Genomic DNA, 24,502 nt, shown 5'->3' with positions numbered 1-24,502 from the left:
AACGCTCGGGCGCGGTGGCCGGCGAGCACCGCGCACCAACGCTGACCGGAGCGTGGCATGCGGCGCTATCATCGCGGGACTGTCCCCGTCCTCTTCTACAAGACGCCCACGATGACGCGCCGCGCCGACCGCCTGTTCCAGATCGCCGAACTGCTGCGCGGACGGCGTCTGACCACCGCGCAACAACTCGCCGACTGGCTGCATATCTCGCTGCGCACGGTCTATCGCGACGTGCGCGATCTGCAACTGTCAGGGGTGCCGATCGAAGGCGAAGCCGGCATCGGCTACCGTCTGAGCCGCACGGCGAGCTTGCCGCCGCTCACCTTCACCGCCGATGAGCTGGCCGCGCTCGCCGCGGGTGCCCGCATGCTCGAATCGTGGGGCGGCGCCGCGTTTGCAGACGGCGCGCGTGGGGCGCTCGCCAAGATCGCCTCTGCCATGCCCGCCGACAAGCGCGCGACGCTGGAGAGGCTCGCGGTCTTCGCGCCGTCGTTTCACATCAAAGGGGATTTTTCCGCGCAGCTCGACGCGCTGCATCGCGCGATCGACACGCGACATGTGGTGAGCTTTGCCTACGTCGATGTGAATGGCGCGGCGACCGAGCGTCGCGTCTGGCCGCTGGCACTCGCCTATTGGGGTGCGCGCTGGACGCTTGGTGCGTGGTGTGAATTACGGAGCGATTTCCGCAATTTTGGGCTGGAGAAGATTCAGAATCTTCAGGTGCTCGAACAGTATCCGGATCAGGAAGGCAGGCGGCTCGCGGACCTGTTGCGGCATGTGAATGCGAAGCCGAAGTGAGTGAGGATCGCGGTCTGCCGCTGCGAGGCAAACCGCGATCTCGTTCCTTCCGGGCAGGCTTATTCCACGGCCTTCACCATGTCTTCGATCACCTTCTTCGCATCGCCGAACACCATCATCGTCTTGTCCATGTAGAACAGGTCGTTGTCGAGGCCCGCATAACCTGCTGCCATCGAACGCTTGTTCACGATCACCGTACGCGCCTTATAAGCCTCGATGATCGGCATGCCCGCAATCGGCGATTTCGGATCGGTCTTCGCCGCCGGATTCACCACGTCGTTCGCGCCGAGCACCAGCACCACGTCGACCTGACCGAACTCGCCGTTGATGTCGTCCATTTCGTAGACCATGTCGTACGGCACTTCGGCTTCCGCGAGCAGCACGTTCATGTGCCCCGGCATCCGGCCGGCCACCGGGTGAATCGCGTATTTCACCTCGATGCCCTTCTCGACCAGCTTGTCGGTCAGTTCCTTCAACGCATGCTGCGCCCGCGCGACCGCCAACCCGTAACCCGGCACGATCACCACGGTTTCAGCATTGCCGAGCATGAACGACGCATCATCCGCCGAACCGGATTTCACCGGACGTTGCTCCGCCGACCCGTCCGCCGCAGCCGCGCCCGCCTCGTTACCGAAGCCACCGAGAATCACGTTGAAGAACGAGCGGTTCATCGCCCGGCACATGATGTACGACAGAATCGCACCGGACGAGCCCACCAGCGAGCCCGCGATGATCAGCATCGGATTGTTCAGCGAGAAGCCGATGCCCGCCGCCGCCCAGCCCGAGTACGAATTCAGCATCGACACGACCACCGGCATATCCGCGCCGCCGATCGGGATGATGATCAGCACACCGAGCACGAACGCGATCAGCGTCATGATGATGAACGGCAGCCATGACTGCGTGAGGAAGAAGAGGATGCCGAAGCCGAGCATCGCGAGCGCGAGCAGCAGGTTGATCAGGTGCTGTCCGGCATAGACGACCGGCGCGCCCTGGAACAACCGGAACTTGTACTTACCCGACAGCTTGCCGAACGCGATCACCGAACCGGAGAACGTGATCGCGCCGACGAACGTGCCGATGAACAGTTCGACGCGATTGCCATACGGCAGGAAGCCCGGTGCCGTGTTGTCGGGATCGATGAGACCGAACGCCGACGGCTCTGACACCACCGCATACGCGATACACACGGCGGCGAGACCGATCAGCGAGTGCATCGCCGCGACCAGTTCCGGCATCTTGGTCATCTCGACGCGTGCGGCGACGAACGCGCCAATCGCCCCACCGATCACCAGCGCGACCAGCAGCAGACCGAGACCCAAACCGAGATTCGAGCCGAGCCCATTCGCCTGTTTGATGATCAACACGATGGTCGTAACGATCGCAATCGCCATCCCGGCCATGCCGAACGTGTTCCCGATACGTGCCGTCTTCGGATTCGACAGCCCTTTGAGCGCCTGAATGAAACAGACCGACGCGACCAGATAAAGCAGCGTGACGACGTTCAGACTCATTACGCTTTCTCCTTGGCTGCGGTGAGCTTCTTCGGTTCTTTCTTGCGGAACATCTCCAGCATTCGTCGTGTGACGAGAAAGCCGCCGAACACGTTGACCGCGGCGAGTGCAACCGCGAGCGTGCCGAAGAACTTGCCGGGCGTGCCCAAGGTCAGGCCCGCGGCGAGCATCGCGCCGACGATCACGATCGCCGAAATCGCGTTGGTCACGGCCATCAGCGGCGTGTGCAGCGCGGGCGTGACATTCCAGACCACGTGATAGCCGACGTAAATCGCCAGCACGAAGATGATCAGGTTGATGACGGTGTGATTGATGACTTCCATCGCCGTTCTCCTCTATGCCTTGCGCGTGACTTCGCCGTCACGGGCCAGCAGCGTGGCCGCGACGATGTCGTCCGCGAGATCGATGTTCAGGGCGCCTTCCTTCGTGATGATCAGCTTGAGGAAGTCGAGCAGGTTGCGTGCGTAGAGCGAGGACGCGTCGGCGGGCACCATCGAGGCCAGATTCGTATAGCCGACAATGGTCACGCCGTGCTTGATGACGACCTTGTCCGTTTCGGTGAGCGGACAGTTGCCGCCGCGCTGGCCTTCGTACTCGGCGCCGCGTCCGGCTGCGAGGTCGACCAGCACGGAGCCGGGTTTCATCGCCTGTACGGTTTCGACTGAGATCAGCGTCGGTGCGGCACGGCCTGGAATCAGCGCGGTGGAAATCACCACATCGGCCTGTTTGGCCCGTTCGTGGACCAGCGCGGACTGGCGCGTGAGCCAGGACGGCGGCATCGGCCGCGCATAGCCACCGACGCCCTGCGCGGCTTCGCGCTCCTCATCGGTTTCGTAGGGCACGTCGAGAAACTTCGCGCCGAGCGATTCGATCTGCTCTTTCACGGCCGGTCGCACGTCGGAGGCCTCGATCACCGCGCCCAGACGCTTGGCGGTTGCGATCGCCTGCAAGCCCGCCACGCCCGCGCCGAGAATCAGCACGCGGGCCGCTTTCACGGTGCCGGCGGCCGTCATCAGCATCGGCATGAAGCGCGGATAGAGCGTGGCGGCCAATAAAACCGCCTTATAGCCGGCAATGTTCGCCTGCGACGACAGCACGTCCAGACTCTGCGCCCGCGTGGTTCTCGGCGCGGCCTCCAAAGCGAACGCCGTCACGCCCGCAGTCGCCAGTTTTGATGAGTTTTCGGTATTAAACGGATCAAGCATGCCGACGAGCGTCGCGCCGCGCTTTAGAAGCGGCAGTTCGGCTTCGGTCGGCGACTGGACCTTTAGGACGAGTTCAGCGCCAAAAGCGGTCGCCGCGTCGACGATCTCCGCGCCGGCGGCCGTAAAGGCATCGTCAGGAAAGCTGGCGCCGGTGCCGGCGCCGCTCTGGATCGTGACCCGGTGGCCCTGGGTCACATACTTCCTGACCGTTTCGGGCGTCGCGGCGACGCGGGTTTCGTGCGCGCGCGTCTCGGCTGGCACTCCGATGTGCATCTTGTTCCTCCTCGACTTCCTGTTTTACGACAGATCGGCCGACGAGGCACGCCGGCTTGCAAGTGCAACGGCTAACGCCTCACTTTAACCGAAACCAGGGGGTGCACAGAAATCGGGGTCATTCCGGGGGTGCCCGGCCGGCGGGGCAAATTGCCAGCCGGGCCACGGGCCTCGACATCGAGCCCGTTCGAGGCGGCATCACCCCGCTACGAGCCTCGCCCCACCGCGCCGCGCTCGCGGGATCGCTGACAGTCACGCTGAAGCGGGCCGACGCGCCGCCAGCCGCCCGCTTCCCGGCAGGCAAAGCCCATAAACGGTAAAATGCGCACCCATGAAACCGGAAACCTGGCTGCCGCACGTCACCGTCGCGGCCATCGTCGAGCGTGACGGGCGCTTTCTCGTGGTCGAGGAACATACCGCCGACGGCCTGCGCCTGAACCAGCCCGCAGGCCATCTGGAGGCGGGCGAGACGCTGGTGGAAGCGGTGATCCGCGAAACGCTCGAGGAAACCGCCCACCCGTTCGCGCCCGAGGCGCTGGTGGGCATGTACATGACCCATTTCGAGCGGCCCGGCAGTGACGGCGTGACCTACCTGCGCTTCACCTATTGCGGCACGGGCGGCGAAGCCGATCCGCAGCGCGCCCTCGACCCCGACATCGTCCGCACGTTGTGGATGAGTGCCGCCGAATTGCGCGCCTGTCCCGAACGGCACCGCACGCCGCTCGTCATGCAATGCCTCGACGACTACCTCGCGGGCCGGCGTTTCCCGCTCGACTTCGTGCACACGCATTCGGTCGGGCAAAAAAGATAGCCGCAACGAGCGGCCAACCCACGATCCATGAAGTCGCGCAGCACCCAGTGAGCATCTTATGAGCAAGCAGAAAGTCGTAGTAGGCATGTCGGGCGGCGTCGATTCGTCGGTTACCGCGTGGCTGCTGAAGGAACAGGGCTACGACGTGGTCGGCCTGTTCATGAAAAACTGGGAAGACGATGACGACAGCGAATACTGCTCGACGCGGCAGGACTGGATCGACGTGGTGTCGGTGGCGGACCTGATCGGCATCGACGTCGAGGCGGTCAACTTCGCCTCCGAATACAAGGACCGCGTGTTCGCTGAATTCCTGCGCGAATACTCGGCCGGCCGCACGCCGAATCCGGACGTGCTCTGCAACGCCGAAATCAAGTTCAAGGCGTTCCTCGATCACGCCATGTCGCTCGGCGCGGAAACCATCGCGACCGGCCACTATGCGCGCGTGCGCGAGAACAACGGCCGCTTCGAACTGCTGAAGGCATTCGACCACACGAAAGACCAGTCGTACTTTCTGCATCGTCTGAATCAGGCGCAGTTGTCAAAGACGCTGTTTCCGCTCGGCGAGATTCCGAAAACCAAGGTACGCGAAATCGCCGAGCAGATCGCGCTGCCCAATGCGAAGAAGAAAGACTCGACCGGTATCTGCTTTATCGGCGAACGGCCGTTCCGCGACTTCCTGAACCGCTATCTGCCGACCCAACCCGGCCCGATGAAGACCACCGACGGCAAAGTGGTCGGCAAACACATCGGCCTCGCGTTCTATACGTTCGGCCAGCGCAAGGGCATTGGCCTCGGCGGCAGCAAGGACGGCAGCGGCGAGCCGTGGTTCGTCGCCGGCAAGGACATTCCGTCGAACACGCTGTATGTCGCGCAGGGTCACGATCACTCGTGGCTGCTCAGCCATACGCTGTCCGCGGGCAATACGAGCTGGGTGGCGGGCGAGCCGCCGGTGGACGGCTTCGCGTGCGGCGCGAAGACCCGTTACCGGCAAGCGGATGCGCCGTGCACGTTCAGTGCGGCGGGCGTGGACGAAGGTCTCTTCGAGCTGAATTTCGACGCGGCGCAATGGGCTGTCACACCGGGGCAATCTGCGGTGCTCTACGATGGCGACGTGTGCCTCGGCGGCGGCATCATCGAACATGCGGTCACCGGACAGCCGGTCGCGCGTGAGCCGCAGAAAGCGGCGCTGCTGACGGCCCGTTGATCCAGTCGTCCAATCGTGCGGCAACACGGCCCTGTTGCCGCACGCGCTTCACTTTCACGTTTCAACCTGCGCCGCGCGCCGCATCGACGCGTTCGCTCTTCAAGCCGCGGCTAGCTTCACCATAACAAGCAGTCGTTCGTTTTCCTTCGCGGCGGATTCCGTCTGCGCCGACGGCGTGGACGATCCCGCCGTGACGATCCTCACTGCACTGGAGTCCCCATGTTTTCTCGACGTTATCTGGCCATGTGGTGCGCAGCCGCGCTGTTCGCCGTCTGCGCGGCGTTGGCCGCGACGCATCACATTGCATGGTTCTGGATCATCGTGCCGCTCGCGCTGGTCGCGCTCGGCCTGTTTGACCTGACGCAGCAGCGCCACGCGATCCTGCGCAACTATCCGCTGTGGGGCCACTTCCGCTTCCTGTTCGAATTCATCCGCCCGGAAATCCGCCAGTATTTCGTCGAAGGCGATACGGACGAAAAACCGTTCTCGCGCGCCCAGCGCAGCATCGTTTATCAGCGCGCGAAGAACGACGTCGACAGCCGCCCGTACGGCACCGAGCTCGACGTCAAAGCCATCGCGCACGAATGGATCAGCCACTCGCTCGCGCCGACCACGCTCGAGAATCACGACTTCCGCATCGTCGTCGGACCGGATCGCGCGCAGCCTTATTCGATGTCGATCTTCAACGTCTCGGCGATGAGCTTCGGCTCGCTGTCGGCGAACGCGATCATGGCGCTGAACCTCGGCGCGAAGAAAGGCAACTTCGCGCACGACACCGGCGAAGGCTCGATGTCGAAATATCACCGCGAGCACGGCGGCGACATCATCTGGGAAATCGCCTCGGGTTACTTCGGCTGCCGCAACGACGACGGCAGCTTCAGCGCGGAGAAGTTCGCGAAGCAGGCCGCCGAGCCGCAAGTGAAGATGATCGAGGTGAAGCTCTCGCAAGGCGCGAAGCCGGGCCACGGCGGCGTGCTGCCGGCCGCCAAGATCACGCCGGAAATCGCCGAGACGCGCGGCGTGCCCATGGGCCGCGACTGCATCTCGCCGGCCACGCACTCCGAATTCTCGACGCCGCGCGGCCTGCTCGAATTCGTCGACCGTCTGCGCACGCTGTCGGGTGGCAAGCCGACCGGCTTCAAGCTGTGTATCGGGCATCCGTGGGAATTCTTCGGCATTGCCAAGGCGATGCTGGAAACGGGTATCCTGCCGGACTTCATCGTCGTGGACGGCGCGGAAGGCGGCACGGGCGCGGCGCCGCTCGAATTCACCGATCACGTCGGCGTGCCCTTGCAGGAAGGCCTGCTGCTGGTGCACAACACGCTGGTGGGCATTGGCTTGCGGCAACGCATCCGCATCGGCGCGAGCGGCAAGATGATCACCGCGTTCGACATCACCAAGACGCTCGCGATCGGCGCGGATTGGGTCAACGCGGCGCGCGGCTTCATGTTCGCGGTGGGCTGCATTCAGGCGCAGACCTGCCACACGGGGCGTTGCCCGACCGGCGTCGCGACCCAGGACCCGGTGCGCCAGCGCGCGTTGGTGGTTCCGGACAAGGCCGATCGGGTCTTCAACTTCCATCACAACACGCTGCATGCGCTCAAGGAAATCATTCAGGCCGCGGGCCTGAAGCATCCGGCGGAACTGCGCGCGCATCACATCGTGCGGCGCGTGTCGTCGCATGAGGTGCGTTTGATGTCTGAGCTGCTGAAGTATCTCGAACCGAACGATCTGCTCAACAGCAACTATCGCTACTCGCTGTTCGAGAAGTATTGGCCGGTGGCGCAAAGCGATTCGTTCTCGCCGAAGATGGAACTGGCGGCAACCTGATCCGCTTGCCGACGCACCCGGTACGACGCAGGGCCGCTCGCGCGGCCCTTTGTCCTCTAAAGCACACCCGAACTCCCGTCCGACCCCGCAAAACGGACACCCCCCTCCCTTTCCGTTAAAATCTACGGTTTAGCACTTCGCTCCACGGCCAGCCTGGCGCGCTTCGGCGCTCACGGCGCGGCCCCATGCCCGAAAGGCACTTCATGCTCACGTTTCAGCAAATCATCCTGACACTGCAGTCCTACTGGGACAAGCAGGGTTGCGCGTTGCTCCAGCCGATCGACATGGAAGTCGGCGCGGGCACGTCCCACGTCCATACCTTCCTGCGCGCGGTCGGCCCCGAGCCGTGGCGCGCCGCCTATGTGCAACCGTCACGCCGCCCGAAAGACGGCCGCTACGGCGAGAATCCGAACCGTCTGCAGCACTACTACCAGTACCAGGTGGTCCTCAAGCCGGCGCCGGAAAACATCCTCGACCTGTACCTCGGTTCGCTCGAAGCCCTCGGCTTCGACCTGAAGCAGAACGACGTGCGCTTCGTCGAAGACGACTGGGAAAACCCCACGCTCGGCGCCTGGGGTCTGGGCTGGGAAGTGTGGCTGAACGGCATGGAAGTGACCCAGTTCACGTACTTCCAGCAAGTGGGCGGTCTGGATTGCAAGCCGGTGCTCGGCGAAATCACGTACGGTCTGGAACGCCTCGCCATGTATTTGCAAAAGGTCGAGAACGTCTACGACCTCGTCTGGACCGAATGGGAAGAGCAAGGCCCGAACGGCCCGGAACTGCGTCGCCTGACTTACGGCGACGTGTACCACCAGAACGAAGTCGAACAGTCCACCTACAACTTCGAATACGCGAACGTCGAGTTGCTGTTCTCGATCTTCAACAGCTACGAAGCCGAAGCCAGGCGCATGATTGAAGCGCAGCTCGCGCTGCCCTCCTATGAACTGGTGCTGAAGGCCGGCCACACGTTCAACCTGCTCGACGCACGCGGCGCTATTTCGGTCACGGAACGCGCGACGTATATCGGCCGCATTCGTGCGCTGTCGAAGCTGGTCGCACAGGCTTACTACGATTCGCGCGAAAAGCTCGGCTTTCCGATGCTCGGCAATCCGGTGCACGGCGTGCCCGGCCTCACGACCGACGAACAGGATGCCGCGATGCCCGCGTGGGCGCCGCCGCTGAAAGTCGAACGCAAGATCGACCAGGACTGACGAGAACATCAAGAAATGACTCAACCCCATCAAGCTACCCTGCTCGTCGAACTGCTGACCGAAGAACTGCCGCCGAAAGCGCTCGCACGTCTGGGCGACGCCTTCGCTGAAGGCATTGCGCAGCGCCTCGCGGCGCGCGACCTGGTCGAAGGCGAACTGTCGTTCGAACGTTATGCCACGCCGCGCCGCCTCGCCGTCATGATCAAGAACGTGCGCGCGGTCGCGCCGGAAAAACATGTGCGCGAAAAAGTGCTGCCGGTTTCCGTCGCGCTGGATAAAGACGGCCAGCCCACCGCGCCGCTCGCCAAGAAACTCGCCGCGCTCGGCTTCCCCGATTTTTCGGTGAACGACCTGGAGCGCGCGCAGGACGGCAAGGCCGAAGCCTTCTTCCTGCGCTACGCCGCGCCCGGCGCCACGCTCGCCGACGGCCTGCAAAGCGCGCTCGACGAAACGCTCGCCAAGCTGCCGATCCCGAAGGTCATGACGTATCAGCGCCCGGACGGCACCAACGTGCAGTTCGTGCGTCCGGCGCATCGCCTGACCGCGCTGCATGGCGAACAGATCGTGCCGGTGAGCGCGCTCGGCATCGACGCCGACGACACCACGCTCGGCCATCGTTTCCTCTCCGAAGGTTTCGTGCAGATCCAGCACGCGGATTCGTACGCCGAGACGCTGCTGCACAAAGGGCACGTGGTGGCGAATTTCGCCGACCGCAAGGAAACGATCCGCACGCACCTGCTCGCGCAAGCCGACGGCGACCAGGTGGTGATGCCGGAATCGCTGCTGGACGAAGTGACGTCGCTGGTCGAATGGCCGGTGGTCTACGCGTGCCGCTTCGAGGACGAATTCCTGCAAGTGCCGCAGGAATGCCTGATCCTCACCATGCAGACCAACCAGAAATATTTTGCTCTGACCGATGCGAACGGCAAGCTGCGCTCGCGCTTCCTGATCGTGTCGAACATCGAGACGTCTACGCCGGGCGATATCGTCGAAGGCAATGAACGCGTGGTGCGTCCGCGTCTCGCCGACGCGAAGTTCTTCTTCGAGCAGGACAAGAAGAAGCCGCTCGCGGACCGCGTGCCGTTGCTCGCGAACGTCGTGTATCACAACAAGCTGGGCTCGGCGCTGCAACGCGTGGAGCGCGTCGAAGCGCTGGCCGGCGCGATCGCCCAACTGATCGGCGCGGACGTGGCGCTCGCCAAACGCGCCGCGCGTCTGGCCAAGGCCGACCTGATCACCGACATGGTCGGCGAATTCCCCGAGCTGCAAGGCACGATGGGCACGTATTACGCGCGCCACGACGGCGAGCCGGAAGAGGTCGCGCTCGCGTGTTCGGAACACTATCAGCCGCGGTTCTCCGGCGACGCGTTGCCGGCGACCGCAACCGGCACTGTCGTCGCACTGGCCGACAAGCTCGAAACGCTGGTCGGCATCTGGGGCATCGGCCTGCAGCCCACCGGCGAGAAAGACCCGTTCGCGTTGCGCCGTCACGCGCTCGGCGTGCTGCGCATTCTCGTCGAGAAGCAACTGCCGGTCGATCTGATCGAACTGCTGCGTACCGCTTACGCGCAATTCGCCGCGGTGCCGAACGTCGCCGATTCGACGCAAGCCATTTACGAATTCAGCATGGACCGCTTGCGCGGCCTGCTGCGCGAACGCGGCTACGCGCCGGGCGAAATCGACGCGGTGCTGGCGCTGAACCCCACACGTCTCGACGAGATCGTCGCGCGTCTGGATGCCGTGCGTGAATTCGCAGCGTTGCCGGAGGCGGCCTCGCTCGCGGCGGCCAACAAGCGCATCTCGAACATCCTGAAGAAGTCGGAAGGCGCGGCGACCGGCGGCGTGCAGATCACGCTGCTCGTCGAAGCGGCCGAAAAAGCCTTGCATGCGCAACTCGAACAGGTCGCGCCGCGCGTGCAATCGCAACTGGCCGCACGCGACTACACGGGTGCGCTGACCGCGCTCGCCGCGTTGCGCGAACCGGTCGACACGTTCTTCAACGACGTGATGGTCAACGCCGAAGATCCGGCGTTGCGCGCCAACCGTCTGGCATTGCTCGGCGCACTGCATCAGCAGATGAACTGCGTCGCCGATATTTCACGACTCGCCGCCTGAGCCCCGCGCCATGCCAACCAAAAAAGTGGTGATCCTCGACCGCGACGGCGTGATCAACGTCGACTCAGACGCGTTCATCAAGTCGCCGGACGAATGGGTTGCACTGCCCGGCTCGCTGGAAGCCATCGCGCGCCTGAACCAGGCCGGCTATCGCGTGGCGATTGCGACTAACCAGTCGGGCATCGGCCGCGGCCTGTTCGACATGAACGCGCTCAACGCAATGCATCTGAAGATGCACCGCATGGCGGCAGCGGTCGGCGGGCGCATCGACGCGGTGTTCTTCTGCCCGCATACGGCGGAAGATCATTGCGAATGCCGCAAGCCGAAGCCCGGCATGCTGAAGATGATCGCCGAGCGCTTCGAGGTCGACCCGGAACATACGCCGGTGGTCGGCGACGCCATGCGCGATCTGCAAGCCGGCGCGTCGCTCGGCCATCCGACTCATCTGGTGCTGACCGGCAAGGGCCGCAAAACACTCGAGGCGGGCGGCCTGCCCGAAGGCACGATCGTGCACGACGACCTGCGCGCATTCGCGCTCGACTTCCTCGCCGACGCTCAAGAGTGACGCGCGCAACGCGCGTCCCCATCCCTCACTGACCACGCCGATGCGCTTCATTCGTTCTTTGCTTCTGCTGATTTACTTTGTTCTGTTCACGGTGCCGTACGCGACTGCATGCTTCATCGCATTCCCGTTCATGCGCGCCGACAACCGCTACTGGATGGCCGCCGGCTGGTGCCGTGCGACGCTGCATACGGTGCGTTGGCTCAACGGTATCCGCTATAACATCGAAGGGTTTGAGAACCTGCCCAACGGTCCCGCCGTGCTGCTCTCCAAGCATCAGTCGGCATGGGAAACGCTGGCGTTTCCGGCGCTGATGCCGCGGCCGCTGTGCTACGTGTTCAAGCGCGAACTGCTGTACGTGCCGTTCTTCGGCTGGGCGCTCGGCATGCTGAAGATGGTTCATATCGATCGCAAGGAAGGCAAGTACGCGTTCGAATCGGTCATCAAGCAAGGCAAGGCGCGCATGGCGGAAGGCGCCTGGGTCATCATGTTTCCGGAAGGCACGCGCACGTCGACCGGCAAGCAAGGCAAGTACAAAACCGGCGGTGCGCGTTTCGCCGCCGCCACCGGCGCGCCGGTCGTGCCGATCGCGCACAACGCAGGACGTGTGTGGCCTCGCAACTCGTTTCTCAAATATGCGGGTATAGTCACAGTGTCGATCGGCAAGCCGATCGACACGACGGGGCTCACGCCCGATGAAGTGAACACGCGCGTCGAACAGTGGATCGAAGCTGAAATGCGTCGCATCGATCCTACCGCGTACCGCGCGGCGGAGAGCAGTTCCGCCGCCGCACCAATCTGACGCGCCCACGCCCTCGAAGGCGTATTTGCGCGAAGCCGAATCCGATGCAGAAGTCTCCCACGCCACACCCCGCTGCGGCGCTCGATAACCGGCAACTCGATCTCCCGCTCTTCGCCGAGCCGGGGTCGACGTCGTCGTCCCCTTCACCTTCCGCACCAACGCCTGGGGCTTCGCAGAGCTCGCCTGGCGGCCAACAGCCGGCCGTGCCGCTCGCGCCGGATGGCAGCAAGCTGCGCAGCCTCGCGATCGGCTCACGCACGCTCCATTACGTGCTCAAGCGTTCGGCGCGCCGCTCGATCGGCTTCGCGATCGACAGCACCGGTCTGACGATCACTGCGCCGCGCTGGGTCACGCTCGCTGATATCGAAACCGCGATCACCGAAAAGCAGCGCTGGATTTTCACGAAGCTGATCGAGTGGCAGACGCGTGTCGAACAGCGCGCGTTGCCGAAGGTCGATTGGAAAGACGGCGCCGAAGTCCCGTATCTCGGTCAGCCCGTGCGTGTGAAACTCGGCGCGCCGCAAGGCATGCTCGCGTTCAGCGCGGAAGATGCGGCGCTGCAAGTGCCGCTGCCCTTGCAAGCGGATCCGCAGCAGATCAAGGATCGCGTGCAAGGCTGGTTGCAGGGCGAAGCGAAGCGTCTGTTCGGCGAGCGCCTCGCGATTTACGCGGAGAAACTGGGCGTGAACTATCGCGCGTACGCGCTCTCGTCAGCGGCGACGCGTTGGGGCAGTTGTTCGAGTGACGGCAAGATTCGCCTGAACTGGCGGCTGATTCACTTCCCGCTTTCCATCATCGATTACGTCGTCGCGCACGAACTCGCGCATCTGCGTGAAATGAATCACAGCCCGCGCTTCTGGCAAACAGTCGAATCGATTTTTCCGGAATTCCGCGAAGCGCGGCAGACACTGAAGTCGCATCCGCCGGAATTGCTGCCGACGCTTTAAGACCCTTCCTCGTGCCTTGAAACCGGCGCTTCAATTTCAATCTGAAGCGCCGGTTTGTCACACACTCCCGCTCATTCCGAGCAGAAAGTTTCCTGCAGATGACGCCACGTCACCTTGCCGTGCGTGTCGAGATCCATCACCGCCGTGGAGCGCCGCACGTTCGCGTTGCCGGCCTTGTCGCGCTGATACTCGCGATATTTCACCACCGCCCCTGACGGATACTCAGCGACGATCTCCTTATCGCGGATCGTGATTTGCGAGCCTGGGCGCGCGCCGTGCAGCTTCGAGAAAATCTCGCGCACGCCGGCATGATCCAGTGCGATGCCCGACGTCATGACCAGCGTGAACTGCGGTGCGAAGCGCGCCATGATTCGCTGCAGCGCGCCTTCGTCCGCGGAACCGTCGAACAGGGCTTCGATTTCGACGTGGATCTCGTCGAGTTCTTTGAAGTAGGGATTGATGTCATTCATTGTTTGAACTCGCCCTGCCGCCAGCCTTATTTCTTCTTCTGGATGAACTCGATCTTGTAGCCGTCCGGGTCCGTGACGAAAGCGATCACGGTCGTGCCGTGTTTCATCGGGCCGGCTTCGCGCACGACCGCACCGCCTTGTGCCTTGATCTTGTCACAGGCGGCGTAAGCGTCTTCCACTTCGACGGCGAGGTGGCCGAAGCCGGTGCCGAGGTCGTACGAAGGCGTGTCCCAGTTGTGGGTGAGTTCGAGCACGGTGCCGTCGCGCTCATCTTCGTAACCGACGAATGCCAGCGTGAATTTGCCGTCCGGATAATCATCGCGGCGCAGCAGTTTCATGCCGAGCAGTTCAGTGTAGAAGGCAATCGAGCGGTCCAGGTCGCCGACCCGGAGCATGGTGTGAAGCAGGCGCATTGTGCACTCCCTGTTGCGTGGTAACGAGACCGTCAATGTACCCGGAATCGCGCGGCGCTGCAGAGAGTGCTACCTGTGAACCGGTACTCAGAACTGATGCCGCACACCTGCCATCAAGCCGATCTGCGAGCCCTTCTGCGCGAGTCCGACGCTGTTGACGCCCTGCAACTGCGCGCCGATCAGGTCGCCGCGGTACAGCGAATAATCCCCTTCGAGATAGACGTCCGTGCGTCGGGACAAGTTGTAGTCGGCGACCAGTTGGTACTGCCAGGCCGAGCCATCCTGCGCGGCGGTCTTGCCGTCCTGCAGCGTGCGCCAGACGTTCGCGGCGAAGTGCCACTTATTGCTGACCTGTTGCGTGATGCCGCCCATGATCATGCGGCGCCGCGCAAAGTCCGTGTATTTGAGCGCCGCCAGCACGGGCGCGGTGAACGGGCCGTTGGCGAAATTCGAAAAGCCCGCGTCGTTCTGATTGACGATGTAGCCGGCGGAAAAGCGCGTGAGGTTCCAGGTGTACGAGCCGCCGAACGTCCAGGTCTTCGCGGCCGCGCCGTTGACCGAATCTTTCGACACTTCGTACGCGCCGCCGACGCTGAGCGGACCGCCTACCGGCTTATAAGCCGCGGCCGCACCGATCTGACTGCCATAAGCATTGCCCGCGTTGCCGCCGAACGCGTAGCCCGCCGCGAACGTGAAGCCGTTGTATCTCGCCTGATATTGCACCTGGTTGCTGGTCCAGATGCCGCCCGTCATGGTGATTTCAGGTTGAAAACTGAAGTCGTACGGGATCCACGAATTGCTGCCGTAGCCCGCCACCGTGACGCCTTCGATCACGACGTTGTACTGACGGCCGAGGATGATCTGCCCATAAGAATCCGAACGTACGCCCACCTGCGCTTCATTGAAGAACGGCAGCGTGGGATCGCTTTGCCCGGTGTTGATATAGATTCGGTTTTCGAGCTTGAAGAAGGTAGACCAGCCGCCGCCGAGATCCTCGACGCCCTTCAGCCCCCAGCGGCTTTGTGTCATGCCACCGGTGCCGAGTCCGATCGACGAATCGCCCGCCTTGTTGGCGTGGGTCAGATAGCGCACGCTTTCGTCGACCACGCCGTACAGCGTCACGCTGGATTGCGCGTGCGCCATCTGACATCCCAACGACGCCAATGCCGCGGGCACCGCGGCCGCTGCCCACCTGCCTACGTTCTTCATAGCTTCTCCTCGTACAGGCTCCGCGTCGCGCGGATAGGTTCGTCTGCCTTGAATGTCCTGACGAAACGTTAGTGGCTGAACCTTAGCGCGAAACGGTAAGAGTGCGAAATTAGTCTGACGTAGGTGTTGCGCGGGTGTAGCGCAGACGTCGTCAAGCCCGCAAAAATGCTTGCGGCATGGCAGAAGCACGCGTAGGCGGTGGGGTCATCGGCGGGCGGCTCGGGCAGGTTTGATATCGTACGAGCTGTTTCCAACTCGACACCGCCCATGAGCACCTCCGCCCTGCCCGCACGCCGCGCCCCGGATAGCTTCGCCATCCTGTTGATGATCGGCCTGTGCGCGATCTGGGGTCTCCAGCAAGTCGCGATCAAGAGCACCAATATCGCGCTGCCGCCGGTCTTTCAGGCGGGCCTGCGTTCGGCGATTGCGGCGGTGCTGGTATGGGGCTGGGCGCGCTCACGCGGCACGCCGCTCTTTCGCGACGACGGCACCCTGGGCGCCGGCCTGCTTGCCGGCGTGCTGTTCGCGAGCGAGTTCGTGTGCATTTTTCTCGGCCTGACGCTGACCAGCGCGTCGCGCATGGCGGTCTTTCTGTACACCGCGCCGTGCTTCACGGCGCTTGGCCTGCACTGGTTCGTCGACGGCGAGCGTATGCGGCGGATCCAGTGGGTCGGCATCGTCGTGGCATTCGCGGGCATGTCGCTCGCCTTCGCGGACGGCTTCCTGCACGGCCATGCCGCGCGCGGCTCGGTGGTCACGGGTGTTGCGGGCGACGCGCTCGGTGTGTTGGCCGGCATCGCGTGGGCCGCGACCACCGTGGTGGTGCGCGCCACGCGACTCGCTCAATCGAGCGCCAGCAAGACGCTGTTCTATCAATTGACGGTGTCGGCGGTGGTGCTGCTCGCGCTTGCGCTCTGGCTCGGCCAGGCGCACGTGGAAACCGTCACGCCGCTGGCAGTGGTGAGCCTCGCGTATCAGGCGGTGGTCGTGGCGTTCGTCAGCTATCTGGTGTGGTTCTGGTTGCTGACGCGCTATATCGCGTCGCGCCTGTCGGTGTTCTCGTTTCTCACGCCGCTGTTCGGCGTGAGCTTCGGCGTGCTGCTGCTCGGCGAGTCGTTCAGCCTGCGCTTTCTGATGGCCGCGGCACTGGTGTTGACCGGCATCGGGCTGGTCAACGCACCGGCGAAGCGGGTGACTACCTAGCGCCTACTGTGGCCGTTAAGGCTCAGGACACTTAGGCTTTGGCCGCCACGATCTGCGCCACGCGCACGTATTCGGCCACCGGCACGTCTTCAGCGCGACGTTGCAGGTCGAAACCGAGCGCCTCGAAATCCACCGAATCGCGATACGCAGCGAGCGTGTTGCGCAACATCTTGCGACGCTGAGAGAACGCGGCCGTCACCACTTCGCCGAGCACGCGCTCGTCGACCGGCGCCAGTTCATGCAGCTCGTATGGAATCATCCGCACGATCGCCGAATCGACTTTCGGTGGCGGGTTGAACGCTTCGGGCGGCACGTCGAGTTGCTTGTCGATCACATAGCGATATTGCAGCATCACCGAGAGACGGCTGAACGCCTTGGTGCCCGGCTCCGCCACCATCCGCTCGACCACTTCGTTCTGCAACATGAAGTGCTGATCAATGACGCGATGCGCGAACGACGTCAGATGAAACAGCAGTGGGCTCGAAATGTTGTAGGGCAGATTGCCGACAATGCGCAGCGACGCCTTGTCGCCGGGCGCGGCCAGCGAGCCGAAGTCGAACGCGAGCGCATCGCCCGCATGCAGTTCGAGCAGGCCGCCGAATTTCGTCTTCAGACGGCCGATCAGATCGCGATCCAGTTCGACGGCGTGCAAGGGCGCTTCCGGCGTCGCCAGACGCTCGATCAGCGGTTCGGTGAGCGCGCCGAGGCCCGGCCCGATCTCGACCATACGCTCGCCGCGTTGCGGCCGGATGACATCGACGATCGAATCGATCACGCCCATGTCGACCAGAAAATTCTGACCGAAACGCTTGCGCGCGATATGACCTTGGTGCCGGCCCTGTTGCTGTCTGCTGGTGGACATCGAAGAAACGCTAAGAAAGAGAACTGCCTAAGAAAAGGAACCTGCTGAGCGGCGCGCGCTTGCTTGGCGCGCTCGCCATGCCGCATACGTTGCTAGCGGCAGGATACATGCGAGAAGTCGCGCGACAGCGCCGACTCAGCCCGCGCGGCGGTGCTGCGCCATCGACACCGCCGTCTCGATCGCGGCGATCAGGCTGCCCGCGTCAGCGCGGCCCGTGCCGGCCAGATCGAGCGCGGTGCCGTGATCGACCGAGGTGCGAATGATCGGCAAACCGAGCGTGACATTGATGCCTTCGCCGAACGTGGCGTACTTCAAGACCGGCAGGCCCTGGTCGTGGAACATGGCCAGCACGCAGTCGGCCTCGTCCAGATAACGCGGCTGGAACAGCGTGTCGGCGGGATACGGACCGCGCGCGTCGATGCCTTGAGCGTCCGCGAGTTTCAGCGCTGGCGTGATGACCTCGATTTCCTCGCGGCCCAGATAACCGTTTTCGCCCGCGTGCGGATTCAACCCCGTCACGAGAATACGCGGCGCCGGCAAACCGAAGTGGTGCCGCAAATCGTGATCGATGATGCGCAGCGTCTCGACAATGCCTTCGATCGAAAGCGCGGCGGAAACATCCTTGAGCGGCAGATGCGTGGTCGCCAGTGCGACGCGCAACGGACGCTTGCCGGTGCCGGCCAGCATCATCACCACCTGCGGCGTGTGCGTGCGCTCGGCGAGATACTCGGTGTGGCCGGTGAAGGGCACGCCGGCATCGTTGATGGTGCTCTTTTGGAGCGGCGCGGTGACGATCGCGTCGAACGTGCCGGCGACCGCGCCGTCGATCGCGCTGTCGAGCAGATCGAGCACGTAGCGGCCATTGGCCGCGTTGAGCTTGCCCGCGACGGCAGGCGCCCCGAGCGGCCGGTGTTGCAGGCGCACGCGCTTGCCGTCCGCCACCAGTGCGCTCCAGTCGACACCCACGGCGCGCGCGCGTTCGGCGAGCAGGTCCGCGTCGCCCAGCACGGTGAACTGCGCGTGGGGCCAATGCGCCGCCGCGCCCGCCAGTGCCTGCACCGTCAATTCGGGGCCGACGCCGGCTGGCTCGCCGGTCGTGATCGCGATCTGCAACGGTGGGCGGGCGGACTGGGCGGCGTTTGTCATGACAGTTATTGCGTGCTCGACAGTGTGGGCTTCACTTCCACATATGCAGTATCGCGCAGTTCGCGCAACCAGTCGGCGTAAGCCTGTTCTGCCTTGCGCTGACCGATGGCCTGGCGCGCCAGATCCATCTGCTGCGAGACCGAACCTTCGGATTCGCGGCGGCCCAGCACCTGAATCAGGTGGTAGCCGTATTCGCTGCGGACCGGGTCGCTGATCTGGCCGTCCTGCAGGCTGTTCATGGCGCGCTCGAATTCCGGCACCGTCTCACCCGGGCTGATCCAGCCAAGGTCGCCGCCTTGCGACGACGAACCATCTTGCGAGTAAGTGTGCGCGAATTTCGAAAAATCGCCGCCCGCGGCGATTTCATTCTTGATTTCGAGCAGCTTCTGACGCGCTTGCGGTTCCGACATGCCGTCGCCGACGCGCAGCAGAATGTGACGCACGTGCGTTTGCACGAGCTTCGGCGCATCCGAACTGGTGCCCTGACCCGCGCGGCGATCGACCAGACGCACGATTTCGAAACCGTCGTTGGTGCGGACCAGATCCGGATTGACTTCGCCAGGACGCATTGACGAGACAGCCTTGACGACTTCAGGCGGCAGTTTGGACGGCGAAACGAAGCCGATATCGCCGCCTTTCGATGCATCCGGCGCCTGCGAGTTGGACTTCGCCAGCTTGTCGAAATTGGCGCCGCCCTTGGCTTCGGCGAGCAGCGCCTGGGCCTTCTGCTGGGCGGCTTCGATATCGGTCTCCGACGCGTTCAGCGGCGCCTTGATGAAAATGTGCTGCAGATGCAGGTCGCTCGTCAGGCCGGCGTTCGGGCCACGCTGACTGGCGATGTAGTTCGCGACTTCGGCGTCCGACACCGTGACCTTGCTGTCCACTTCCTTCTCGCGCAGACGCGAGAGCGTCAGTTCGGTGCGCGCGTCGCTGGTGAACGTGGTCCAGGGCACGCCTTGCGCCTCGATCCGCGAGCGGTACACGTCGAGCGTCAGGTTGTTCGCCGCGGCAAGCCGTTCGAGCGTTTTTTGCACGGTGGCGTCGTCGATATTGATGCCGTCTTCCTTGGCCTTCTGCAACTGGATGCGTTCCAGCACCATCTGGTTGAGCACCTGCTGGCGCAGCTGGTCCATCGGCGGGACCGGCGCGTTCTGCTGGTTCAGGCGGCGGGTGATCAGGCTCATGCGTTCGTCGAGCTCGCGCCGCGTGATGACACCGTTGTTGACCACTGCGGCAATGGTGTCGACCGTCTGGCCGCTACTGCCGCCCAGCGCCTGCGCCTGCACCGGCGCAACCGACAGGAAAGACGCCGCGGCCGCAAGACCGGCCGCAAGCGTTGCCAAGCGAAGCTTTTTCATGATTGCCACAGATACTCCAATGATGTCGGGCGCGCCTGGCCCGTCTTTTCGCACTTTATAAATGATGCGTCATTCGTCAAATGATGCGTCATTCGTAGTTGGTGAACCGCGATTCCGGCGGCGGCGGCGGCGGCAACGGCGTATAGCCCGCCACGCTGCTGCGGAACGCGGTCATCAGCCCGTTGTCGACGCTCGACAAGCCCTTGAACGTCAACTGCGCGAGGAACCGCGTGCTCGACTGATTCTGCCCCGAGGTGTTCAGACCGTTCGCGTAGCGCTGGATCCCGGCGCCGAGCGTCCAGCAGTCGGCGTCGTACTGCAGGCCGACCAGGCCGTCGACGATCCGGTGGCCGCCCAGGTCGTAGTTGAACCGTGCTACCCCGTACACCCGATGCGTGAGCGGCCATTGGCCCGAAATCAGCGCCTGATTGATCGGCTGGTTGTCCAGCGTGGTGTTCGCGCGCGTGTAGCGGTACGCGACGTTGATCACCTTGCCGGTGGCCGGACTGAACCCGAAGCCGACGCTCGTCTTTACCAACTGGTTGTTGTCGGCATTATATTGGAACGCCGTTTCCGAAGCGAAACCGGCGCCGAGCTTGAACGACGCCCCGGCGATCAGGTCCGAATGCGTGGCCTGCGCGCTGCTCTGGGTAGGCTGCAGCGTGACGCGCTGGTCCTGGAAGTAATACTGCTGCGCGATCACGAATCGCGCCCGTTCGTCGCCCGTCGCCGCGTTGATGAAGCGCGTGGTGAGAGCGGCCGTCAGACGGTTCGCGTCGGCGATCCGGTCGTTGCCGACGAAGGTGTTCGGCGTGAAGATTTCCGCCAGCCCAAAGTCGGAGTCGGCGGTGTCGAACAGCGGCGCGGATTCCTGATTGCGGAACGGCGTGTACACGTAGTACAGGCGCGGCTCGAGCGTCTGGATGTAATCCTCGCCGAAAATCCGCACCGAACGGTCGAAGATCAGGCCCGTGTCGAACGTCAGCGTCGGGATCGATTCGGTGAAATTCTTCGGCGTGCCGATCGGCACATCGTCGCCGATATTGCGCAGGTTGTACGACGCAAAGTGCCACTGCACCTTCGGCGTGACGAAGTAACCCGGCCCGACCACCGAATACGAAATGTACGGGTTGAACATCACCCGCTGACCTTCGGTCATGTCCGCGGTGGTGATGCGGAAATTCGTGTAGTCGGCTTCCGCGCCGAAGTCGAAGCCGCCGACGTTGTACTTCGCGTACTTCACGTTCAACTGCGGCTCGCGGCCGTACGGCGCGACGGACGGCGTCAGCGTCTGCCAGTGCTGTTCGCGCGCGAGCACGGACCACGGGCCGTTGTTGTAGGTCAACCCGGCTTCCTGTTGGTACAGGAGCTGGGTGCCGTTCATGAACTGATTGACCGACGACGACAAGTCTTCCGGATAGGTGTTGTCCGAAACCTTGTTGTAGTAGATGTAGCCGCCGAACCCGTTGCCGAAGTTCTGGTTGTGCTGGATGTACAGCGCGTAGCGGTTGGTCTTGGTCAGATGGTCGTCCGGCAGGAATTCGCCGGTGATCGAGCCGGAATACGTGGGCGAAAGATAACGGAACGATGCCTGCGTCTGCACACCGCGCTTGGAGATCAGACGCGGCGTGAGCGTCAGATCGCGATTCGGCGCGATGTTGAAGTAATACGGCACCGACAGTTCAAAGCCGTTCGACGAACTCAGCGAGAACGTGGGCGGCAGGATCCCGCTGCGCCGCTCGCCCGAGAGCGGGAACGACAGCCAGGGCGAGGCGAACACCGGCACGCCCTGGAAGAACAGCACGCCGTTGTAGGCGACGCCTTCGTCCGCGCCAGTGTCGAAATCGAACTCGCTGCCCTTGATGTACCAGGCCGGATCGTCCGCGCACGCGCAGGCCGTGTAGGTGCCCTTCGTGAAGACCGAGCGCTCGTTGTCGAGCAGGTCGACGCGCTCCGCGCTGCCCGAGCCGCCCGTTACGTTGAAGTGGTACTTCGGCGCGGTCATGAAGCCTTCGCTCGAATCCACGCGCACGTGCGCTTCCGGGCCGACGAACGAATTGCCGTTGTTGACCACGTGGACCTGGCCGTACGCGTCGGCCATATCCGTGTCCTGGTCGTAATGCAGCGCGTCGGCCTTGATCACGACCGTATTGCGCCGCACCTCGGCCGCGCCCTTGGCGGCCATGTCCTGGTCTGAGGTGCCGGTGGTCGTGTCGCCGAGCACGAACGTGGCCGGCTTCTGGCCCGGCTGCAGCGGACGTTCTTGCAACTGCGGGGCAAGCTGCATGCCCCACGGCGCGTCGATAGGTTGCGGCTGCGCGGCTTCCCCCACCAGCTGGGCGTGCGCAAGCGCGGGCATCAGGCCCGGAACGGCGATCAACGCCGCGACGAGCCGCCTTTTGCGCGGCACAACAGCACAAGAGGGAGTCGTTTGGGAAAGCTGTCTAGGCGGCATGTATCGTTTGGCGAATCGGCTCGTCCGTCAGCATCTGCAGTCACGGTCCACCGCCTGCACACCCCGACCGTGACAGTCGGCTGCACATCAATATTTACAATCTGTCGAACGATGAGGCGGGCGGTAAAGCGGAATACGCGAAAGCTGGCGTGAGTCGCGTCAAAAAAGTCGTGGGGTATTATATGGCAAGACGTTGCCCCTCTGAATTTGCCGCCGGTTTTCATGACGCTGCCCCCACCCCAAGACTCCACCGATACCCGTCTCGAACTGCTCAAAGCCTGGCTGAAAGGCCACGTGGCGCGCTATGCGCTCGAGCTCGACACACTTGCCCCGGCTTCGTCCGACGCCAGTTTTCGCCGCTATTTCCGCCTGGCCGGTAAGGCGGCGGAAGGCGAAAGCAACGGCACGCTGATCGCCGTCGATGCCCCGCCGCCCGAAAAGTGCCGCGAATTCGTGCAGGTCGCGCAGTTGCTCGCGGCCGCGGACGTGAACGTGCCGCGCGTGCTGGAGGTCGATTTCGAGGCCGGCTTCATGCTCGTCACCGATCTGGGCACCGCTTCTTACCTCGGCGCGCTGACCGAAGCGCAAAACACCGACGACCCGCGCCGCGCCCGCGCGCTGATGCGCGACGCGCTCGACGCGCTGATCCGCTGGCAACTCACCTCGCGCGAAGACGTGCTGCCGCCGTTCGACGAAGCCTTCCTGCGCCGTGAGATGGAATTGATGCCGGAGTGGTTCCTCGGCCGACACCTAGGCCGCGGGACGGACGAAAAAGCGGACGAAAAAGTCCGCGGCGTGCTCGATCGCACGTTCGCGCTGCTGATCGCGAGCGCCCGCGCGCAGCCGCAGGTGTTCATGCTGCGTGATTTCATGCCGCGCAATCTGATGATTGCCGCCGAGCCGAACCCTGTGAACCCGGGCGTGCTGGACTTCCAGGACGCGGTCTACGGCCCGATCACTTACGACGTCGCCTCGCTGTTACGCGACGCGTTCCTGAGCTGGGACGAAGAGTTCGAGCTGGATTGCTTCGTGTACTACTGGGAACGCGCGAAAAAAGCCGGCTTGCCGGTCGATCCCGATTTCGGCGAGTTCTACCGCCAGGTCGAGTGGATGGGTCTGCAACGGCACATCAAGGTGCTCGGTCTCTTTTGCCGGATCAACTACCGCGACGGCAAACCGCACTACATGAAGGACCTGCCGCGTTTCATCGGCTATGCGCGCAAGGTTGCCGAGCGCTATGCACCGCTGCGTCCGTTCGCGAAGCTGCTCGACGATCTCGAAGGCCGCGCGAATGAAGTCGGCTACACCTTCTGACCGATGACGATGTCCCTGAAGAAAGCGATGATTTTCGCCGCGGGCCGCGGCGAGCGCATGCGTCCGTTGACCGACACATGCCCCAAGCCTTTGCTCGACGTGGGCGGCAAACCGCTGATCGTGTGGCAGATCGAACGGCTCGCGCAGGCGGGTTTTCGAACCATTGTGATCAATCACGCGTGGCTCGGCGAGCAGATCGAAGCCACGCTCGGCGACGGCTCGCGCTGGCAAGTCGAGTTGCGCTACTCGGCCGAGCGCGAGGCGTTGGAGACGGCAGGCGGCATCGTGCAGGCGTTGCCGCTGCTCGAGGATGACCGCGCGAGCGAAGTGTTCGTCGCGGTCAGCGGCGATGTGTACGCCGATTTCGATTACGCCACGTTGAATGCGCACGTCGAAAAATTGCAGGCGTTGCCCGAACCGGGCATGCATCTGGTGATGGTGCCGAACCCGGCGTTTCATCCGAATGGCGACTTTGGTCTGGTGGACGGCGGCACGCTCTCGCTCGACGCCCAGCCTCGCTTCACGTTCGGCAATATCGGTCTCTACGACACGCGCATGTTCCGCGATCTGCCGCGCGGCACGCGGCGCGCACTCACGCCGTATTACCGCGACACAATCGGACGCGGTCTCGCGAGCGGAGAGTTGTATGAGGGCTTGTGGGAGAACGTCGGCACGCCGGCGCAGTTGGGCGAACTCGATCAGCGTTTGCGCTCGCGTTGAGCGCGACGCGTTCGGCGTTCGGCGTTCGGCGTTCGGCGTTCGGCGTTCGGCGTTCGGCGTTCGGCGTTCGGCGTTCGGCG

The 24,502-nt window shown here is 63.7% G+C and carries 22 protein-coding genes; 12 read left to right on the top strand and 10 right to left on the bottom strand.

Going from position 1 to position 24,502, the window contains the following annotated elements:
• Positions 1 to 57: 57 nt before the first annotated feature.
• Entirely contained in the window at positions 58 to 798 is a 741-nt protein-coding gene (locus tag PQR32_RS12940) for a helix-turn-helix transcriptional regulator (RefSeq protein WP_408226803.1), read from the top strand.
• Between the two features lie 59 nt (positions 799 to 857).
• On the opposite strand, the gene PQR32_RS12935 is transcribed toward PQR32_RS12940, so the two are convergent.
• The 3 genes from PQR32_RS12935 to PQR32_RS12925 are packed head-to-tail and all read right to left on the bottom strand — an operon-like array spanning position 858 to position 3,790.
• Positions 858 to 2,312 carry an NAD(P)(+) transhydrogenase (Re/Si-specific) subunit beta gene (locus tag PQR32_RS12935; protein WP_408226800.1) on the bottom strand — a complete coding sequence of 485 codons (1,455 nt, stop codon included), beginning with the start codon at positions 2,310 to 2,312 and terminating at the stop codon, positions 858 to 860.
• Positions 2,312 to 2,635: an NAD(P) transhydrogenase subunit alpha part 2 gene (locus PQR32_RS12930; RefSeq protein ID WP_408226797.1), complete on the bottom strand. Its 324-nt coding sequence runs from the start codon at positions 2,633 to 2,635 to the stop codon at positions 2,312 to 2,314. The genes PQR32_RS12935 and PQR32_RS12930 overlap by 1 nt, the downstream gene beginning before the upstream one ends.
• A gap of 12 nt (positions 2,636 to 2,647) precedes the next feature.
• On the bottom strand, positions 2,648 to 3,790 hold the full coding sequence (locus tag PQR32_RS12925) for a Re/Si-specific NAD(P)(+) transhydrogenase subunit alpha (protein ID WP_408226795.1): 1,143 nt from the start codon (positions 3,788 to 3,790) through the stop codon (positions 2,648 to 2,650).
• A 331-nt stretch (positions 3,791 to 4,121) separates the two neighbouring features.
• On the opposite strand from PQR32_RS12925, the gene PQR32_RS12920 reads away from it, so the two are divergent.
• The 8 genes from PQR32_RS12920 to PQR32_RS12885 all read left to right on the top strand — a co-directional run bounded on the left by PQR32_RS12920 (position 4,122) and on the right by PQR32_RS12885 (position 13,272).
• Positions 4,122 to 4,601, top strand: a complete 480-nt coding sequence (locus PQR32_RS12920; protein WP_408226792.1) for an NUDIX hydrolase — start codon at positions 4,122 to 4,124, stop codon at positions 4,599 to 4,601.
• Between the two features lie 58 nt (positions 4,602 to 4,659).
• On the top strand, positions 4,660 to 5,805 hold the full coding sequence (mnmA, locus tag PQR32_RS12915; RefSeq protein ID WP_408226789.1) for a tRNA 2-thiouridine(34) synthase MnmA: 1,146 nt from the start codon (positions 4,660 to 4,662) through the stop codon (positions 5,803 to 5,805).
• Positions 5,806 to 6,024: 219 nt separating this feature from the next.
• Positions 6,025 to 7,635, top strand: a complete 1,611-nt coding sequence (locus tag PQR32_RS12910) for an FMN-binding glutamate synthase family protein (protein WP_408226786.1) — start codon at positions 6,025 to 6,027, stop codon at positions 7,633 to 7,635.
• Positions 7,636 to 7,838: 203 nt separating this feature from the next.
• Positions 7,839 to 8,846: a glycine--tRNA ligase subunit alpha gene (gene glyQ / locus PQR32_RS12905; protein WP_408227239.1), complete on the top strand. Its 1,008-nt coding sequence runs from the start codon at positions 7,839 to 7,841 to the stop codon at positions 8,844 to 8,846.
• Positions 8,847 to 8,861: 15 nt separating this feature from the next.
• Positions 8,862 to 10,961 carry a glycine--tRNA ligase subunit beta gene (gene glyS, locus PQR32_RS12900; RefSeq protein WP_408226783.1) on the top strand — a complete coding sequence of 700 codons (2,100 nt, stop codon included), beginning with the start codon at positions 8,862 to 8,864 and terminating at the stop codon, positions 10,959 to 10,961.
• A gap of 10 nt (positions 10,962 to 10,971) precedes the next feature.
• Positions 10,972 to 11,526, top strand: a complete 555-nt coding sequence (gene gmhB / locus PQR32_RS12895; RefSeq protein ID WP_408226781.1) for a D-glycero-beta-D-manno-heptose 1,7-bisphosphate 7-phosphatase — start codon at positions 10,972 to 10,974, stop codon at positions 11,524 to 11,526.
• A 40-nt stretch (positions 11,527 to 11,566) separates the two neighbouring features.
• Entirely contained in the window at positions 11,567 to 12,325 is a 759-nt protein-coding gene (locus tag PQR32_RS12890) for a lysophospholipid acyltransferase family protein (protein WP_408226778.1), read from the top strand.
• Positions 12,326 to 12,369: 44 nt separating this feature from the next.
• Complete coding sequence (locus PQR32_RS12885; protein WP_408226775.1) at positions 12,370 to 13,272, top strand: M48 family metallopeptidase; 903 nt, start codon at positions 12,370 to 12,372, stop codon at positions 13,270 to 13,272.
• Positions 13,273 to 13,343: 71 nt separating this feature from the next.
• Here the strand turns inward: PQR32_RS12885 and PQR32_RS12880 are convergent, their stop codons facing one another.
• The 3 genes from PQR32_RS12880 to PQR32_RS12870 all read right to left on the bottom strand — a co-directional run bounded on the left by PQR32_RS12880 (position 13,344) and on the right by PQR32_RS12870 (position 15,364).
• Positions 13,344 to 13,742 (bottom strand): hypothetical protein, encoded by a 399-nt coding sequence (locus PQR32_RS12880; protein WP_408226772.1) that lies wholly within the window; start codon positions 13,740 to 13,742, stop codon positions 13,344 to 13,346.
• 26 nt (positions 13,743 to 13,768) lie between these two features.
• Positions 13,769 to 14,155 (bottom strand): lactoylglutathione lyase, encoded by a 387-nt coding sequence (gene gloA, locus PQR32_RS12875; protein ID WP_408226769.1) that lies wholly within the window; start codon positions 14,153 to 14,155, stop codon positions 13,769 to 13,771.
• An 87-nt stretch (positions 14,156 to 14,242) separates the two neighbouring features.
• The gene (locus PQR32_RS12870; protein WP_408226766.1) at positions 14,243 to 15,364 is read right to left on the bottom strand and encodes a porin; all 1,122 of its coding nucleotides are present in this window, start codon (positions 15,362 to 15,364) and stop codon (positions 14,243 to 14,245) included.
• Between the two features lie 267 nt (positions 15,365 to 15,631).
• Here PQR32_RS12870 and PQR32_RS12865 point away from each other — a divergent pair, with 267 nt between their 5' ends.
• Entirely contained in the window at positions 15,632 to 16,567 is a 936-nt protein-coding gene (locus PQR32_RS12865) for a DMT family transporter (RefSeq protein ID WP_408226763.1), read from the top strand.
• Positions 16,568 to 16,598: 31 nt separating this feature from the next.
• Here PQR32_RS12865 and rsmA read toward each other — a convergent pair whose 3' ends face one another.
• The 4 genes from rsmA to PQR32_RS12845 form a co-directional block, all read right to left on the bottom strand.
• Entirely contained in the window at positions 16,599 to 17,429 is an 831-nt protein-coding gene (rsmA, locus tag PQR32_RS12860; RefSeq protein WP_132376049.1) for a 16S rRNA (adenine(1518)-N(6)/adenine(1519)-N(6))-dimethyltransferase RsmA, read from the bottom strand.
• Positions 17,430 to 17,564: 135 nt separating this feature from the next.
• On the bottom strand, positions 17,565 to 18,575 hold the full coding sequence (gene pdxA / locus PQR32_RS12855) for a 4-hydroxythreonine-4-phosphate dehydrogenase PdxA (protein WP_408226759.1): 1,011 nt from the start codon (positions 18,573 to 18,575) through the stop codon (positions 17,565 to 17,567).
• 5 nt (positions 18,576 to 18,580) lie between these two features.
• Positions 18,581 to 19,942 carry a peptidylprolyl isomerase gene (locus PQR32_RS12850; protein ID WP_408226756.1) on the bottom strand — a complete coding sequence of 454 codons (1,362 nt, stop codon included), beginning with the start codon at positions 19,940 to 19,942 and terminating at the stop codon, positions 18,581 to 18,583.
• A gap of 79 nt (positions 19,943 to 20,021) precedes the next feature.
• Positions 20,022 to 22,388 (bottom strand): LPS-assembly protein LptD, encoded by a 2,367-nt coding sequence (locus tag PQR32_RS12845; RefSeq protein WP_408226754.1) that lies wholly within the window; start codon positions 22,386 to 22,388, stop codon positions 20,022 to 20,024.
• A 222-nt stretch (positions 22,389 to 22,610) separates the two neighbouring features.
• Between PQR32_RS12845 and PQR32_RS12840 the strand changes: the two genes are divergently transcribed.
• A complete protein-coding gene (locus tag PQR32_RS12840; RefSeq protein ID WP_408226751.1) occupies positions 22,611 to 23,702 on the top strand; it encodes an aminoglycoside phosphotransferase family protein in 1,092 nt (363 codons plus the stop codon).
• A 3-nt stretch (positions 23,703 to 23,705) separates the two neighbouring features.
• On the top strand, positions 23,706 to 24,422 hold the full coding sequence (gene murU / locus PQR32_RS12835) for an N-acetylmuramate alpha-1-phosphate uridylyltransferase MurU (RefSeq protein ID WP_408226748.1): 717 nt from the start codon (positions 23,706 to 23,708) through the stop codon (positions 24,420 to 24,422).
• Positions 24,423 to 24,502 lie beyond the last annotated feature (80 nt).

The organism is Paraburkholderia dipogonis, from assembly GCF_046027395.1.
Taxonomy (GTDB): domain Bacteria; phylum Pseudomonadota; class Gammaproteobacteria; order Burkholderiales; family Burkholderiaceae; genus Paraburkholderia; species Paraburkholderia dipogonis_A.
This window is presented reverse-complemented; position numbering and strand designations above follow the sequence as displayed.

What these genes read in the sequence shown, in the direction of transcription:
- PQR32_RS12845 (WP_408226754.1), bottom strand. Translation starts at nt 22,388, where the DNA reads ATGCCGCCTAGACAGCTTTCCCAAACGACTCCCTCTTGTGCTGTTGTG.
- glyQ (WP_408227239.1), top strand. Translation starts at nt 7,839, where the DNA reads ATGCTCACGTTTCAGCAAATCATCCTGACACTGCAGTCCTACTGGGAC.
- mnmA (WP_408226789.1), top strand. Translation starts at nt 4,660, where the DNA reads ATGAGCAAGCAGAAAGTCGTAGTAGGCATGTCGGGCGGCGTCGATTCG.
- PQR32_RS12910 (WP_408226786.1), top strand. Translation starts at nt 6,025, where the DNA reads ATGTTTTCTCGACGTTATCTGGCCATGTGGTGCGCAGCCGCGCTGTTC.
- PQR32_RS12885 (WP_408226775.1), top strand. Translation starts at nt 12,370, where the DNA reads ATGCAGAAGTCTCCCACGCCACACCCCGCTGCGGCGCTCGATAACCGG.
- gmhB (WP_408226781.1), top strand. Translation starts at nt 10,972, where the DNA reads ATGCCAACCAAAAAAGTGGTGATCCTCGACCGCGACGGCGTGATCAAC.
- PQR32_RS12940 (WP_408226803.1), top strand. Translation starts at nt 58, where the DNA reads ATGCGGCGCTATCATCGCGGGACTGTCCCCGTCCTCTTCTACAAGACG.
- glyS (WP_408226783.1), top strand. Translation starts at nt 8,862, where the DNA reads ATGACTCAACCCCATCAAGCTACCCTGCTCGTCGAACTGCTGACCGAA.
- PQR32_RS12925 (WP_408226795.1), bottom strand. Translation starts at nt 3,790, where the DNA reads ATGCACATCGGAGTGCCAGCCGAGACGCGCGCGCACGAAACCCGCGTC.
- PQR32_RS12890 (WP_408226778.1), top strand. Translation starts at nt 11,567, where the DNA reads ATGCGCTTCATTCGTTCTTTGCTTCTGCTGATTTACTTTGTTCTGTTC.
- gloA (WP_408226769.1), bottom strand. Translation starts at nt 14,155, where the DNA reads ATGCGCCTGCTTCACACCATGCTCCGGGTCGGCGACCTGGACCGCTCG.
- murU (WP_408226748.1), top strand. Translation starts at nt 23,706, where the DNA reads ATGACGATGTCCCTGAAGAAAGCGATGATTTTCGCCGCGGGCCGCGGC.
- PQR32_RS12920 (WP_408226792.1), top strand. Translation starts at nt 4,122, where the DNA reads ATGAAACCGGAAACCTGGCTGCCGCACGTCACCGTCGCGGCCATCGTC.
- PQR32_RS12935 (WP_408226800.1), bottom strand. Translation starts at nt 2,312, where the DNA reads ATGAGTCTGAACGTCGTCACGCTGCTTTATCTGGTCGCGTCGGTCTGT.
- PQR32_RS12870 (WP_408226766.1), bottom strand. Translation starts at nt 15,364, where the DNA reads ATGAAGAACGTAGGCAGGTGGGCAGCGGCCGCGGTGCCCGCGGCATTG.
- PQR32_RS12865 (WP_408226763.1), top strand. Translation starts at nt 15,632, where the DNA reads ATGAGCACCTCCGCCCTGCCCGCACGCCGCGCCCCGGATAGCTTCGCC.
- PQR32_RS12930 (WP_408226797.1), bottom strand. Translation starts at nt 2,635, where the DNA reads ATGGAAGTCATCAATCACACCGTCATCAACCTGATCATCTTCGTGCTG.
- PQR32_RS12880 (WP_408226772.1), bottom strand. Translation starts at nt 13,742, where the DNA reads ATGAATGACATCAATCCCTACTTCAAAGAACTCGACGAGATCCACGTC.
- rsmA (WP_132376049.1), bottom strand. Translation starts at nt 17,429, where the DNA reads ATGTCCACCAGCAGACAGCAACAGGGCCGGCACCAAGGTCATATCGCG.
- pdxA (WP_408226759.1), bottom strand. Translation starts at nt 18,575, where the DNA reads ATGACAAACGCCGCCCAGTCCGCCCGCCCACCGTTGCAGATCGCGATC.
- PQR32_RS12840 (WP_408226751.1), top strand. Translation starts at nt 22,611, where the DNA reads ATGACGCTGCCCCCACCCCAAGACTCCACCGATACCCGTCTCGAACTG.